Below are 14,532 nucleotides of genomic sequence, written 5' to 3' on the forward strand. Positions count from 1 at the left end.
TTAGCCACGCAGTCCGATAAACTCAGCACGCCCACGATAGCTTGCTGTTACCATTTGCTCAATGCGTAGCAGTTGGTTGTATTTGGCAACACGGTCGGAGCGACATAGCGAGCCTGTCTTGATTTGTCCTGCTGCCGTACCCACCGCCAAATCAGCGATGGTGCTATCTTCGGTCTCGCCTGAACGATGACTGATGACGGTCGCATAGCCGTTTTCTTTGGCAAGATAAATGGCGTCTAGCGTCTCAGAGAGCGTACCGATTTGGTTAAATTTAATCAAAATGGCGTTGGCGATGTTTTTATCAATGCCTTCACGCAGGATTTTTGGATTGGTTACAAATAGGTCATCGCCCACCAGTTGCACTTTATCACCAAGCTGACGAGTCAAATACGCCCAGCCATCCCAGTCGCTCTCATCAAGACCATCTTCAATGGAGATAATCGGATATTGACGCACAAGCCCTGCCAGATAATCCGAAAAGCCTTGGCTGTCGTAAGATTTGCCCTCACCTTCTAGCACATATTGACCGTTTTTATAAAATTCGCTAGACGCACAGTCAAGAGCTAGGAAAATATCTTGCCCTGCCTTGTAGCCCGCTTGTTCAATGGCTTTCATGATGACAGTAATCGCCTCTTCGTTAGAACGCAGGTTCGGGGCAAAACCACCTTCATCGCCCACGGCAGTATTTAACCCTTGGGCTTTTAGCACGGATTTTAGGCTATGGAAAATCTCTGTCCCTGCACGAAGCCCCTCTGAAAAAGACGTAAAGCCCACAGGCTCAATCATAAATTCTTGAATGTCCACGGTATTATCGGCGTGAGCCCCACCGTTTAGAATGTTCATCATCGGCACAGGCATGGTTAAGCTGGTTTGCCCACGCAAATTGGCGATGTACTGATGAAGTGGCAAATTTTTGGCAATTGCCCCTGCTTTGGCAATGGCAAGCGACACCGCAAGCGTGGCGTTTGCCCCTAGGTTGGCTTTATTCTCTGTGCCGTCTAGGTCAATCAAAATCTTATCAAGTTCACTTTGGGCGGTTACGTCCTTGTCAAGCAAAGCTGAGCGGATTTGGCTGTTCACATTTGCCACCGCTTTTTTGACACCCTTACCCAAATAGCGAGATTTGTCGCCGTCTCTTAGCTCCAACGCCTCACGAGAACCTGTGGACGCACCAGACGGAGCGGCGGCACGACCACACACGCCATTCGCCAAAATCACGTCTGCCTCAATGGTTGGGTTACCACGAGAATCGAGAATCTCACGAGCCACGATGTCTTTGATTTGGGTGGCATTATCGGTGTTTTCAGCGTACATAACAAAATCCTTCAATAGTTGGGTAAAAATTTAGCTAGATTATAACACAAATTTTGGCTGGCATAAACTGTTATTTAAACTCGTCCGTCCGCCCCAACACCGAAAATTCACAGCCATTATTTTCCACAAAAATCAGCTGATTTGATGTGCTAATATAATAACTTTCATAACGCACACCCTGCCTAGAACCATTTTGCCCTATTTGCAAACTTGGCGGACTCCCCCATTCGCTTACCATTAACTTTTCGCCAAAGGCTATCTGTAAGTCATCAATACTTGGGCAATGTTTTGACTTAAAAGCAATACTCACATTTTTATGCACTTCACTTAAATCACGCCCACCAAACGACACGCTATAAGAAATGGACTGGATTGCTTGATGGGTGTGGATTGGATAAGTATATTCAATGCGATTATCATACGCCACAGGTTGATGTTTTGCCCTATCAATCTCATCTTTAAGATTTAGACTTTCAGCCGTTTTGGTTAAATTAAAAATATCGCCATTTTCTGCCAATGCGACAATATTTTTGACAGTATCAATCTTGTTATTGGCATAAGCATTGGTTGCCAATATCGCCATTAAAGGAAATAAGAGAAATTTTTTCATTTTAAAAACCCTAGACTTTAATTGCGTGTACAGTCAAAGAACTGCAAAATTACCACAAAATCGGCTTTGGAAGTAAGGTGCGTAATACGCACCATTTAGATTTGGGATTTTAAACGGTGCGTTATTTATACGCACCTTACATATTACGCTTATCCTCAAAACCCTTCAATAATTGCATTTTGATAATTTTTAAAAAATAAAAATATCATTAAAATATAACAAATACATACAATAATTCCAACTATAAAAGCTGATACCATTTTTAAAGTCGGTTTTTCTTTAATTATACGATAAATATCTAATAATCCACGACAATCTTTGGGTGTTAAAATATGGTATAACGGCAAAACAATTATCCAAATGAATAAAAAAACACCATAGAGCGATATTTTAATCCCCAAAGATTATCTTTGTAACTTTTATTTAATGCGTATCAAGCACTTCAAACCCTTAACCAAATTATCTTGGGTTAGGATTGCCATATTCATCACATAAAGGATTTTTTTGACCCGCCAATGATGATTTGATTTTTACCATGCCTTCTCGCCAATTAAGATTGGCACGATAGGCGTGGTCGCACAGCTCTTGCCAATGCATATAATCCAATTGACTCATTGCCTGATTATACTTTTCCATATTAAATTTTGGACATTGAATACGCTGACCTGTACTTTTTAAAGTACAATAATACTGCACTTGCGGACACTGGGTATATTGCCCCACAATCGCCCCACCCCTTGTTTGCGTAACTGTCTGACAAGGCGGTTGATAAGTATTGACATCATAGTCAAGCGGACTTAAATGCTCATAAGGATTGGAAGTGGTGGCACACGCTGTTAATATGGCACTTGTTAATATGATTGCGATTGAATGAAAAGGGACTTTCATTTTAAATCTCCTTTTTAAAAACTTTATAAAAAAATTATTTTACTTCTGGCAATTGTTTTGGTGTTTCGCCAAACCAATTTTGATAAATTTTGCTATAAGTGCCATCTTTAACAATTTCTACCAAGCCTGCATTGATTTTTTTCATCAATTCCGCTTCATCTTTATTGGCAACAATTACCAAAGGATAAGGCTCAAAATAATCGCCCGTGCCTGTTAAATTAAATTTGGCATTGGGAAAAGATTGGGCATAATATTGTGCGACAATTTTATCGGTTAATGCCACATCTGCTGTCCCATCTACCAATCCTTGCAACATCAAAAGACTGTTTGGCACACCAATAATATTGGGATTGCCTTTACCCAAAACACTTTCCAATTCTTCAATATAAGGACTGTTGCCTAAGGTAATGACTTTTTTACCTTTTAATTCTTCACGCGTTTGCGGAATATTGGTTTGTTCATTGGCTTTTAGAGTAACAATAATATCTTGCCCATAAGCATAGGTATTAGAAACCTGATATTGCTTAGCACGCTCATCACTATAAGCAAAACCCGATAATGCGACTTGGAATTTTTTATTTTCCAAACCCTCCACCATATTATCCCATTTGACAGGTTTAAAAGTGAATGGGATATTTTGTTTTGCCCCAATCGCTCTTAAAATATCCACATCAAAACCTGTTGCCTGCCCTTTGTCATCAAAAAAATCATAAGGCGGATAATCATCATCAACCGCCACCACAAAAGTTTGTAGCGTAGGTTCGGGCGTTGGGGCTTGTATTTTATATGTTGTTGGCATTGTATTGCACGCCACCAAAAACGCACAAACACTCATCAAAACAGACTTTTTGATTAAATTCATAACAAAATTTCCTTAATTACTGTTAAAAAATATCAATGCGTATCAAGCACTTCAAAACCCTTAACCAAATTATCCAATTCTTTGATTTGGCGTAAAAACGGTTCTAATTGCGACAATCTTAACGCACAAGGACCGTCGCATTTGGCTTTATCAGGGTCTGGGTGAGCCTCCAAAAACAGACCTGCCAGTCCTGTCGCCATGCCTGCTTTGGCAAGGGTGGTAATCTGATGACGGCGACCACCTGCACTGTCCGCTCGTCCACCGGGGGTTTGCAAGGCGTGCGTTACATCAAAGAACACAGGGACATTCATCGCTTTCATGGTGTCAAAGCCGAGCATATCCACCACTAAATTATTATAACCAAAGGAAGTGCCACGCTCACACAAAATCACATTGTCATTGCCAGCCTCCAAACATTTATTGATGATATGTTTCATCTCGTGGGGAGCGAGAAACTGGGCTTTTTTGATGTTAATCACCGCCCCCGTGCGAGCAATGGCACTCACAAGGTCGGTCTGACGGCTTAAAAATGCAGGAATTTGCAAAATGTCCGCCACCTTTGCCACAGGGGAGGCTTGGTAGGGTTCATGCACATCAGTAATGATTGGCACGCCGTATTTTTCTTTGATGTCGTTTAGCCACGTTAGCCCCGTATCTAGGCTAGGCCCCCGAAATGAATGTAGGCTTGACCGATTGGCTTTATCAAAACTTGCCTTAAATACATAGCCAATATCTAGCTTTTTGCAAATCTCAATATAGCTCTCAGCAATCTCAAAGGCGAGTTCTCGGCTTTCTAACACATTCATGCCACCGAATAACACAAATGGCAACTCATTGGCAATCTTTATATCGCCTGATTGTGATGATAATTCAATGGTAGTTTTGGCGGTTAATGTCATGGGTTTTCCTTATAAAATGGATTGATAATGGTAAGTTTGTTTTCAATGATATGATTGTGGTGCATATCTTCGGAATATAAAATGGGTGTGTTTACGTATAGAGCAGTTGCAATAATCAAACTGTCCCAATAAGAATATTGATAACGCTTTTTGATGTGCAAAGCATCAACCACAAAATCGCTATTTAAGTCAATAATGATAAAATACTTTTTAAAAAATCGTATTGATGATAATAATTCATCATCTGTCATGAGTTTTTTACGAAAAACCACATTGCAAAATTCATTTAATACTTGGGTGCTAATCACGGCATTAGGATTGCGTGATAATTTTTCTGCAATGGGCTGTTTGTCATCATTACCAATAGAATATAATAAAATATTACTATCCATAAAATAGCGATTATGGGCGGTCATATAATTCATCTCTATTAAACTCATAATTGGCTGGCAATTTGCCTTTCATTTTGGCAAAAAATTCATCAAATGCCAATTGCCTTTCATCAGCTTGTGGCTTATTTGGTGTTAAACTAACCGCCACATTATCATGCTTTAATATCACCTGCTCGCCTTGCACTGCCTTTTGTAAAATTTGCACCATGTCATATTTGGCGATGTCTGTAACCATAATTTCAATCATCTTATCCCCTTTTGTCTTCCCAATGAATAAACAGGGCGAAAACCGCCCCATTTATTTTATTGTAATGCTTTATTTGCCATTTTGCAATGCAACTGCCGAATGAATAAAGGCATTAAAGAGTGGGTGTCCGCCACGGGGCGAGCTTGTGAACTCAGGGTGATATTGCACCGCCACAAAGAACGGATGGTTGTCAAGCTCCACCGTCTCCACAAGATTTTGTTTTGCAGAGTAGCCTGAGATTTTTAGCCCTTTTGTCTCCAACGGCTCGATGTAGCGAGAGTTCATCTCATAGCGGTGGCGGTGGCGTTCAAAAATGGTGCTCGCCCCATAGATTTTGGCAATGCGAGAGCCTGCCACCAGATTTGCCTCTTGTTTGCCAAGTCGCATTGTCCCACCCAAATCACTATCCAGTGAACGCACTTGCAAATCACCCTTTTCATCAAACCATTCGGTAATGAGACCGATAATTGGATTAGCGGTTTTGCGGTCAAATTCGGTGGAATTGGCCTCCAAACCCAAAACATTGCGAGCAAATTCAATCACCGCAAGTTGCATACCCAAGCAAATGCCCAAAAACGGCACACCATTTTCACGGGCATAGCGGATTGCTTTCATCTTGCCTTGGGTGCCACGCTCGCCAAATCCCCCTGGTACCAAAATTGCATGGCAGGCTTTTAGCTCGCCCATAAGGGTATCTTGGGTTTCTAGTTTTTCGGCATCGATGTAGTGGATTTTAACTTTGGTTTTGTTGTGAATGCCTGCGTGAAGCAAGGCTTCATTGACTGATTTATAAGCATCGGGCAATTCTACATATTTGCCCACCATTGCCACGACAATCTCGCCTGTCGCCCCAAACAGACCATCTATCACTTTATCCCAATCGGACAAATCAGCTTCGGGCTGATTAAAGCCAAAACGCTCACAGACCAAATCGTCCAAATTTTGCTCATAAAAAGTGCGTGGAATCTCATAAATACTGCGAGCGTCCTTACACACCGCCACCGCACGCTCAGGGACGTTGGTAAACATCGCAATCTTACGCTTGGTGTCATCGTCCACGTCATGCTCGGTACGGCACACCAAAATATCAGGCTGAATGCCAATGGACAATAGTTCTTTGACAGAATGCTGAGTGGGCTTGGTTTTGAGTTCGCTGGCGGACGAGATATAAGGCAGTAGGGTCAAGTGCATGAGCATGGTGTTTTCACGCCCAAGTTTTACCATGAGCTGTCTGACCGCCTCCATAAAGGGCAGACTCTCAATGTCGCCCACCGTCCCACCAATCTCAATCATGGCAACGTCATAACCCTCGCCTGACGCTAGAATACGGCTTTGAATCTCGTCCGTGATATGCGGAACGACTTGCACGGTTTTGCCAAGATAATCGCCACGGCGTTCTTTGGCAAGCACCGTTTGGTAAATACGCCCCGATGTGAAGTTATTTGCACGAGACATTTTAGAATGTCTTAAAAAACGCTCATAATAGCCCAAATCAAGGTCGGTCTCCGCCCCGTCTTCGGTAACAAACACCTCGCCATGCTCAAACGGACTCATCGTGCCAGGGTCCACATTGATATAAGGGTCCATTTTGGTCATGGTAACTTTAAGACCACGGGCTTCTAACACAGAAGCCAAAGAAGCGGCGGCAATGCCCTTACCGAGTGAGGAAACCACGCCACCTGTTACAAAAATAAATTTAGTCATGTCAATCATCGCTTATTGGTAAAAGAGAATTTTACTAAAAATTGCCAAAAAAATATAGGGGGCAATGGTAAAATCCCAAAAATTTTTGTCAAAACCTACACCCAAAACAAAAAAAGACTTGATAGGTTCAAGTCTTTTTGGATCGTTTATCAATCAGTTGCCTAATTAATCATCAAGGCGTTCGCTTAAAATTTCTAGGTTGGGATAGCTTAGGCGAATGTCGTACTCTTGACCATTTTTATAAGCTTCAACCTCTAAGGTCTTTTGACCACGATGTGCATCAGGGTCGATATCCACTACCTGATAACCCTTGCTTTGCAAAAGCTGGGTGGCTTTTTTGACATTAGCTTGGTAATTGACATCTGTGCGAATCTCACGCTCAATGTGGTCGTCATTATCTGCAAAAGCCACAGCAGGGGTTAGCAGAGATAACGCCAATACAGTTGCTAATATTTTTTTCATGATTGCCTCCAAATGGGATAATAAATATTATGGGTGAATATTAATGGTAAAGCCGATTTTTATCAGCTCATAAATCGGCGCCATTTTATCATAAAATCCTCCGCTCGCAAGGGCAGGCTACACTTTACGTCCACTTTATTACTCAACTTCACAAAGATCACAGTTCGCTTAACAAAGTGATTAATGTTTTACCAAACAATCACCCAATGCAATCAAGGCTTTCACTAATGTATGACCGGCTTATCAATAACCTCCTTTTATCAAACCGCCCCAAAACTGGCAAATAAATCATATTCGCTGGCTTCATCAATGGTAACGGTTAAAAATTCGCCAACCTTGACCGTCTCATCAATATTATCCACATAGACATGACCGTCAATCTCAGGGGCATCGGCATAGCTACGGCAAATGGCGATATTTTCTTCGGTATCAATTTCATCTACCAATACCACCAACGTTTGCCCGACTTTTTCTTGCAGTTTTTCTTCGCTGATTTGCTGGGCGACCGCCATAAACCGCTCGTAACGCTCTTGCTTCACAGACTCTGGCACAGGGTTTGGCAAACCATTTGCCACCGCCCCGTCAATCTCTGAATAAGTAAAACAGCCCACACGGTCAAGGCGTGCTTGTTTTAGCCAGTCAAGCAAGTATTCAAAATCTTCTTCGGTCTCCCCTGGAAAGCCCACCACAAAAGTAGAACGAATGACAATCTGGGGGCAAATTTCCCGCCATCTGGCAATGCGTTCAAGCGTGTTTTCGCTCATGGCAGGGCGTTTCATCGCCTTTAAGACAGAGGGGCTTGCGTGCTGAAAGGGAATGTCAAGATACGGCAAAAGCCCACCCTTACCGCCACTATCTTTCATGCTGTCCGCCATGATTTGCACCACATCGTCCACATGCGGATAAGGATAGACATAATGCAGTCGCACCCAAATGCCAAGCCGTGCCAGTGCCTGACACATATCAAAAAACTTCGTCTTTATCGGCTCGCCCTGCCAAAACGCCATTTTATACCTTAAATCCACGCCATAAGCAGAGGTGTCTTGGCTGATGATGAGTAGTTCTTTGACCCCTGCTTTTCTAAGGGCGACCGCTTCATTCATCACGCTGTCGATGGTACGAGAGACCAAATCCCCACGCAAGGACGGAATGATACAAAAAGTACAGCGGTGATTGCAGCCCTCGCTGATTTTGACATAGGCATAATGAGCAGGAGTGAGCTTAATGCCTGCGTCATTGATGAGGTCGATTTTGGGGTCGTAAGTCTTGGATTTGGCAGGTTTTGGCACATGGTGCGTTACCGCCTTGACCACCTCCTCATACGCATGAGCCCCTGTTACCGCCAGTACCGCAGGGTGCATGGTGCGAATCTTTTCGGCATCTTTACCCAGACAGCCTGTAACGATGACTTTGCCATTTTTGGTGATGGCTTCACCGATGGCATCAAGGCTTTCTTGGACGGCAGACTCGATAAATCCACAGGTGTTTACCACCACCAGATCCGCCCCATCATAGTCTTTGGCGACTTGGTAACCTTCTTTTGTCAGCTCGGTGATAATGCGTTCACTATCCACCAGTGCTTTGGGGCAACCCAGTGAGACAAACCCCACTTTGGGTGTTTTGACGATTTCACTAGATAAACCGCCACCGGGTTCAGCAATTTGCATCAGGCTTGCCGACTCTTCTAGGGTGCGGTTTTGGTTATGGTTGGCTTTATGATGATAACCGACTTCGCTAGGATTAGGATTTGGATTTTTGGGATTAAAGGTTTGAACAGTCATGGTATTTTGGCTAAGGATAAACTTGGCTGATTGGGAATGGGTTTTAGGCAGAGATGAATTTTGGGTAAATGATTTTACCTTTATCATATACACCTAATAGGCTTAATATTTACCACAGGCTTGTAGGGGCGTGTTGAACACGCCCTTGATGATGTGATACTTATTGGACGTGCTCAGCACGTCCCTACACCTACATATCATAAATTTGTGGCAATTTTAAAATTCTTTATAAAATATAATATAAAATCTGTCATATAGGGATAAATTGCCATTTACCCTATTTTTTAAATATCAAAATTTACATAGCAAAAAACCCGCCTTAACAGCAGGTTTTTATATATGGTGGGGTCGGAGAGACTCGAACTCTCACGGGTCGCCCCGCTGGAACCTAAATCCAGTGCGTCTACCAATTTCGCCACGACCCCAGATTTGTATCAAGTTGTCTTGATGTGGCGTATTATATACGACTTTTAAAATTTGGCAAGTATTTTTTGCTAAGAATTTTAAAAAGTTTATAAGTCATTGATTTAAAATATCTTTTGAATTGACAAATTTCACCCCAACTTCTGTCATGTCCGCCATCGCCTTATCCAGCGAGCCATCGATGTCAATGGGGGCGGTGGCGTCCATGATGACCGTACAATCAAACCCAAACGCTACGGCATCTATCGCCGTCCACGCCACACAAAAATCGGTCGCAATCCCCACCACATACACGCTGTCTATGCCCCGCTCATGAAGATAGCCCGCCAGCCCTGTTTTGGTCGCCCTGTCGGCTTCCATAAATGCCGAATAGCTGTCTATGTGGCGATGATAGCCTTTGCGAATGATAAGCTGGGCTTTATCCGCCTGCAAATCAGCATGAAAAAGAGCGTCCGATGTGCCTTGTACACAGTGAGCATTCCAAAGCACCTGTGTGCCATAGGGTAGCTCTATGGTGTCAAATGGGGCTTTGCCGTCATGATTTTGGTAAAATGAAATGTGGTCGGCAGGGTGATAATCTTGGGTCAAAATCACGGTATCAAAATGAGCAATCAAGCGGTTAATCGTGGGGATAATCGTATGGCTGTTTGCCACCGCCAGATTGCCACCGACAAAACCGTTTTGTACGTCCACAACCAATAGGGCTTTCATAAACACTCCTTATTCTTTAATTTGTTTAATGGTTTGCATCACATTACATCATAAAGCAAGTCTAATTTTTAACATGAATGCTTTGATAAGAAGAAACTAAAATGCCATCATAAAAACTTGTAATAATGGACAAATTTTTTTATAATACCGCATTTACCAAAGCAAGGTCAAGCCTTGCTTTTTTTGTGAACTAAAATGGAGCGGTTATGATTGAGTGGTTTAATAGTCTCATCAATTGGGGCGTAAGCCTGATTTGGGGCAATGGCGATTGGCTGATAGCGGGCAATCCTTGGTATGGTCTTATTGTGTTTTTGTTGGTGGGTGGGGGTATTTATTTTACCATAGCCACTCGCTTTGCTCAGCTTCGCTATTTTGGACACCTGTGGAAACTGCTTAGGGTGTCGGGGCAGGGCGGTCGCTCGGGCGGTATCAGCTCGTACGAAGCCTTGATGACATCGCTGGCGGCACGGGTCGGCACGGGCAACCTTGCTGGGGTTGCTATCGCCATTTATTTGGGCGGTGCTGGAGCGGTGTTTTGGATGTGGGTTACGGCAATTTTGGGTATGGCGACAAGCTTTATTGAGTCCGCTCTTGCCCAAGCTTACAAAGTCCCCCACACTGACAACGTCTTTCGTGGTGGCCCTGCGTATTATATCCAAGCGGGTCTTGGACAACGCTGGCTTGCCATTATCTTTTCGGTGTGTCTACTGATTGCCTTTGGGCTTGCCTTTAATGGCGTGCAAGCCAATACCATTGCCCAAGCAAGCCTACAAGCCTTCAACATTCCGCCTTGGGCAACGGGGGTGTTTTTGGTAATTTTGGTTGCCCCTGTGGTTTTTGGTGGTATGCGTTCGGTTGCCAAAGTGGCAGGTAAGATTGTGCCAATTATGGCGATTTTGTACATTTTGCTTGCAGTGTTTATTATCCTTACCAACATCACGCAGTTCCCTGCCGCCATTGCCACTATCTTTAAGTCCGCCTTTGGACTTGAACAAGCCGCAGGCGGGGTGCTTGGTTACACCGTTGCGACAGCGATGATTAACGGTATCAAGCGTGGTCTGTTCTCAAACGAAGCGGGCATGGGTTCTGCTCCCAACGCTGCCGCAACTGCCCAATCTTACCCCAATCACCCTGCTGTACAAGGCTTTATGCAAATGCTTGGGGTGTTTATAGACACCATTGTCATCTGTACGGCAACGGCTGCCATTGTGATTTTGTCGGGTGTGGTAGACCCAAACTCTGAGCAGACAGGCATTCAGCTTACCCAACTTGCTCTGTCGCAATATGTGGGGCAATTTGGTGTGGTGTTTGTGGCAGTGGCGATTTTCTTTTTTTCGTTTACGTCTATCATTGCCAATTATAGCTATGGCGAGAGCAACATTGAGTTTTTGTCTGGCCAAAAAAACGCCAAGCTTGCCATGATGGGGCTACGCATTGCCCTACTTGTCATGGTCTTTGTGGGGTCTATTGCTGACCTAAAAGCGGTTTGGAACTTTGCTGACTTGACGATGGGTATCATGGCGGTCATCAACCTTATCGCCATTGTGTGGCTGTCGCCTGTGGCACTGCGTGTCCTAAAGGACTATGAGCGTCAAATCAAAGCAGGTGTTGCCCTAAAAGACATCAGTTTCGACCCCGACCTGTTCCCCAAACTCAAAAATGAAGCGGACAGAACAGCGTGGAAGGATTGATAATTTTCTAGACAAACCAAAAACAGGGCATGGATACCACCTGCCCTGTTTTATTTTATCTGTTAAATATTACCAATAATTCTCCACCGCAATATTGCCCACGCCACGGCGGTTCATGGTCAAGCCTTTGTTTTTTAGGGCGTTTTTGGTGTCGTCCACCATGTCAGGATTGCCACAGAGCATGACATGGGAAGTGGCAGGATTTAAGTTTAAACCGACAAAGTTTTCAAGTTCGCCCGTGTCTATCAAGGCAGGAATGCGTCTGTTTAGACAGCCGTCCACCGTCTCACGGGTAACAATCGGCACAAAGTGTAGTTTGGCAGGATTTTCTACAAGCTCACCAAAAGTTTGGCTTAACTCTTTGATTGTATTCACATAAGCCAGCTCGGCATGGGTGCGAGAGCTGTACACCAGTACGATGTCATCATAATTTTGCCAAGTCGTCAAATCGCCAAGCATGGACAAAAACGGAGCAAGCCCTGTGCCTGTGGCAAGTAACCACAAATCCTTTGGGGCAGGTTCTTGATAGCGGGCAAGGGTCAAAAAGCCAAAGGGTTCGGGGTTAAGATAGAGCGTATCGCCCACCGTCAAATGCTGTAATTGACTGGTAAACGCCCCGTCAGGCACGACCACCGAGAAAAACTCCAACTGCTCATCATAAGGGCTAGATGCGACCGAATAGGCACGGAAAATGCGTTCATCAGGGGCGTTTTGAGTGTTTTTTAATTCGCTGGGATTGACCCCGAGCCGTACAAACTGCCCTGCAAGAAAGCGAAAGCCGTCAGGGCGAGTGGTAGTAAAACTAAATAGCGTGGGAGTAATGGGGGTTTTGGTAAGTACGGTTAAGGGGGTGGCGTTTTGGTCGGACATGGTTTTTTATTGGGTTTTGAAATTAGCATTATTTTAAAGGAATTTAAAAAAAAAGTAAAATTTGAGCTTGCTAAATTGAAAAAAAAGGGGGGGGGTAAAATACACACAAATACTAATAGGAAACAATCATGAACCAAAACACCACATCACACCCACAAAACCGCAACAACTTAACTGATACCGCCATCGCAGGGGCATTGTCCGAAACGGTTTCTCGTCATGGGTTAGCAGGTGCTGAGTTTTTAAAGGGACTTCGTGGGGTAGATTATGAGACTGGACAGATTTTTGACAGAAGTTTACGCAGTGTCGCACAAGGCAAACTAAATCCCAATTACTACGAACAAAACCTAAAACAACAGGCAGGATTTTCTGCCGAGATTGCCAGTGTCAGTCAAAAAAATGCCCAAGCAATTATCAATGGCGATTATAGTCGTTTTTTGCGTAGCGAGGACATGGCTGGCTATGGCAAAAATCATAATATTGTGGATATTGTAGAGCTTATGGACGGACAAGAAGTCTCCACCTCACAGATGAAATTTGTGAGTAATTATGAGAATTTACTCAAAAAAATCGCCAAACGCAATAGTGGCGACAAAAATGATTTGTCTCGCTATCTAGATGTAGATAGATTAGAAATGCCAAGCGAACAAGTAGAACAAGCCAAAGCATACTGTCGTGAACAAGCTAAAAGTCTAAAACAACAAGCCGACAAAGCTAGGCAACAAGGTGACTTTACCAAAGCAGATACATTAAGCCAACAAGCCCAAAATTTCGAACGCCTAGAAAGCAAAATCAGTGACTCTGGCATGACAACTGAGCAGGCTATCGCCTATCGTCTAAATCCAGAATGGGAAACCATCAAAGACATTGGCAGAGTCAGTCATCAAGCAGGCGTACAAGGAGCAAAATTTGGAGTGGCAATTGGGGGTAGTATCTCCCTTGTTACCAACATCATCGCCTATAAAAGTGGCAATAAAGAACTGGGGCAAGCCGTCTTAGATACAGGAGCTGATACGCTAAAATCAGCAGGTATGGGTTATAGCACCGCCTTTACTGGTACAGCCATCAAAAGCTATATGACACAATCTACCAGCGAAGTTGTCCGAAATCTCTCAAAAACCGCCCTACCTGCCATGATAGTCTCCGCTTGTCTTGCCACAAGCAAATCAATTGCCAGTTATGCCAAAGGCGAAATTGATGAAGGCACGCTCATGCAAGAGATGGGTATTAGTGTTACAGGCATGCTCTCATCAGCCATGTTTACTACCATCGGACAGATTGCCATTCCTATTCCCGTGCTGGGCGGACTGATTGGCGGTATGGTTGGCTATGCACTTACCAATACCTTTTATCAAAGTTTTTTTGATGTTTTAAAAGACAAAAACATTGCTCGTGAACGCCGAATGTTGATTGAGATGCAGTGCAATACCGCCAAAATTTTGGCACAGCGATACCGTACCGTCTTACAAGAGACTTTTGAGCAAAAAAGCATTGAACTTGATACACAGACCAAAAAACTGCTCGCCACTTTCAATGCTGATTTGACCGCCGATGAATTTTGTCAAAACATCAATGAATTTGCCAAATTTTTAGGCAAAGATTTACCCATTAAAAATCTGAAAGAATTAGATGACATTATGTTATCTGATGAGCCCTTAATCATTTAATCCTCAACCCT

At 43.5% G+C, this 14,532-nt stretch carries 14 protein-coding genes and 1 tRNA gene; 2 read left to right on the forward strand and 13 right to left on the reverse strand.

Annotation, left to right across the window (positions count from 1 at the left end; genetic code table 11):
- From eno to DX073_RS02990, 12 genes are all read right to left on the reverse strand, one after another.
- Positions 1-1,314 (reverse strand): phosphopyruvate hydratase, encoded by a 1,314-nt coding sequence (eno, locus tag DX073_RS02935; protein WP_115005362.1) that lies wholly within the window; start codon positions 1,312-1,314, stop codon positions 1-3.
- Positions 1,315-1,384: 70 nt separating this feature from the next.
- Entirely contained in the window at positions 1,385-1,924 is a 540-nt protein-coding gene (locus tag DX073_RS02940; protein ID WP_115005364.1) for a hypothetical protein, read from the reverse strand.
- A gap of 459 nt (positions 1,925-2,383) precedes the next feature.
- On the reverse strand, positions 2,384-2,812 hold the full coding sequence (locus DX073_RS02945; protein WP_115005366.1) for a hypothetical protein: 429 nt from the start codon (positions 2,810-2,812) through the stop codon (positions 2,384-2,386).
- Between the two features lie 34 nt (positions 2,813-2,846).
- A complete protein-coding gene (locus DX073_RS02950) occupies positions 2,847-3,674 on the reverse strand; it encodes a substrate-binding periplasmic protein (RefSeq protein ID WP_115005368.1) in 828 nt (275 codons plus the stop codon).
- A 32-nt stretch (positions 3,675-3,706) separates the two neighbouring features.
- The gene (kdsA, locus tag DX073_RS02955) at positions 3,707-4,573 is read right to left on the reverse strand and encodes a 3-deoxy-8-phosphooctulonate synthase (RefSeq protein WP_115005370.1); all 867 of its coding nucleotides are present in this window, start codon (positions 4,571-4,573) and stop codon (positions 3,707-3,709) included.
- Entirely contained in the window at positions 4,570-4,989 is a 420-nt protein-coding gene (locus DX073_RS02960; protein ID WP_181814354.1) for a PIN domain-containing protein, read from the reverse strand. Before DX073_RS02960 ends, kdsA begins: the two co-directional genes overlap by 4 nt.
- Positions 4,976-5,212 (reverse strand): hypothetical protein, encoded by a 237-nt coding sequence (locus tag DX073_RS02965; RefSeq protein ID WP_079326063.1) that lies wholly within the window; start codon positions 5,210-5,212, stop codon positions 4,976-4,978. The genes DX073_RS02960 and DX073_RS02965 overlap by 14 nt, the downstream gene beginning before the upstream one ends.
- 69 nt (positions 5,213-5,281) lie before the next feature.
- Positions 5,282-6,916: a CTP synthase gene (locus DX073_RS02970; protein WP_115006355.1), complete on the reverse strand. Its 1,635-nt coding sequence runs from the start codon at positions 6,914-6,916 to the stop codon at positions 5,282-5,284.
- Between the two features lie 165 nt (positions 6,917-7,081).
- Positions 7,082-7,378, reverse strand: coding sequence for a PepSY domain-containing protein (locus tag DX073_RS02975; protein WP_115005374.1), 297 nt, complete (start codon positions 7,376-7,378; stop codon positions 7,082-7,084).
- 260 nt (positions 7,379-7,638) lie between these two features.
- A complete protein-coding gene (rimO, locus tag DX073_RS02980; protein WP_258556880.1) occupies positions 7,639-9,045 on the reverse strand; it encodes a 30S ribosomal protein S12 methylthiotransferase RimO in 1,407 nt (468 codons plus the stop codon).
- Between the two features lie 454 nt (positions 9,046-9,499).
- Positions 9,500-9,584: transfer RNA gene (locus DX073_RS02985), tRNA-Leu, on the reverse strand.
- Between the two features lie 94 nt (positions 9,585-9,678).
- Positions 9,679-10,293, reverse strand: a complete 615-nt coding sequence (locus tag DX073_RS02990; protein ID WP_115005376.1) for a nicotinamidase — start codon at positions 10,291-10,293, stop codon at positions 9,679-9,681.
- A gap of 206 nt (positions 10,294-10,499) precedes the next feature.
- Between DX073_RS02990 and DX073_RS02995 the strand changes: the two genes are divergently transcribed.
- Positions 10,500-11,984: an alanine/glycine:cation symporter family protein gene (locus DX073_RS02995; RefSeq protein WP_115005378.1), complete on the forward strand. Its 1,485-nt coding sequence runs from the start codon at positions 10,500-10,502 to the stop codon at positions 11,982-11,984.
- Between the two features lie 69 nt (positions 11,985-12,053).
- Here the strand turns inward: DX073_RS02995 and DX073_RS03000 are convergent, their stop codons facing one another.
- On the reverse strand, positions 12,054-12,854 hold the full coding sequence (locus DX073_RS03000; RefSeq protein WP_115005380.1) for a ferredoxin--NADP reductase: 801 nt from the start codon (positions 12,852-12,854) through the stop codon (positions 12,054-12,056).
- Between the two features lie 128 nt (positions 12,855-12,982).
- Between DX073_RS03000 and DX073_RS03005 the strand changes: the two genes are divergently transcribed.
- Entirely contained in the window at positions 12,983-14,521 is a 1,539-nt protein-coding gene (locus DX073_RS03005) for a hypothetical protein (RefSeq protein ID WP_115005382.1), read from the forward strand.
- Positions 14,522-14,532: the final 11 nt, after the last annotated feature.

It is taken from the genome of Moraxella lacunata, from assembly GCF_900453205.1.
In the GTDB taxonomy this organism is placed as follows: domain Bacteria; phylum Pseudomonadota; class Gammaproteobacteria; order Pseudomonadales; family Moraxellaceae; genus Moraxella; species Moraxella lacunata_B.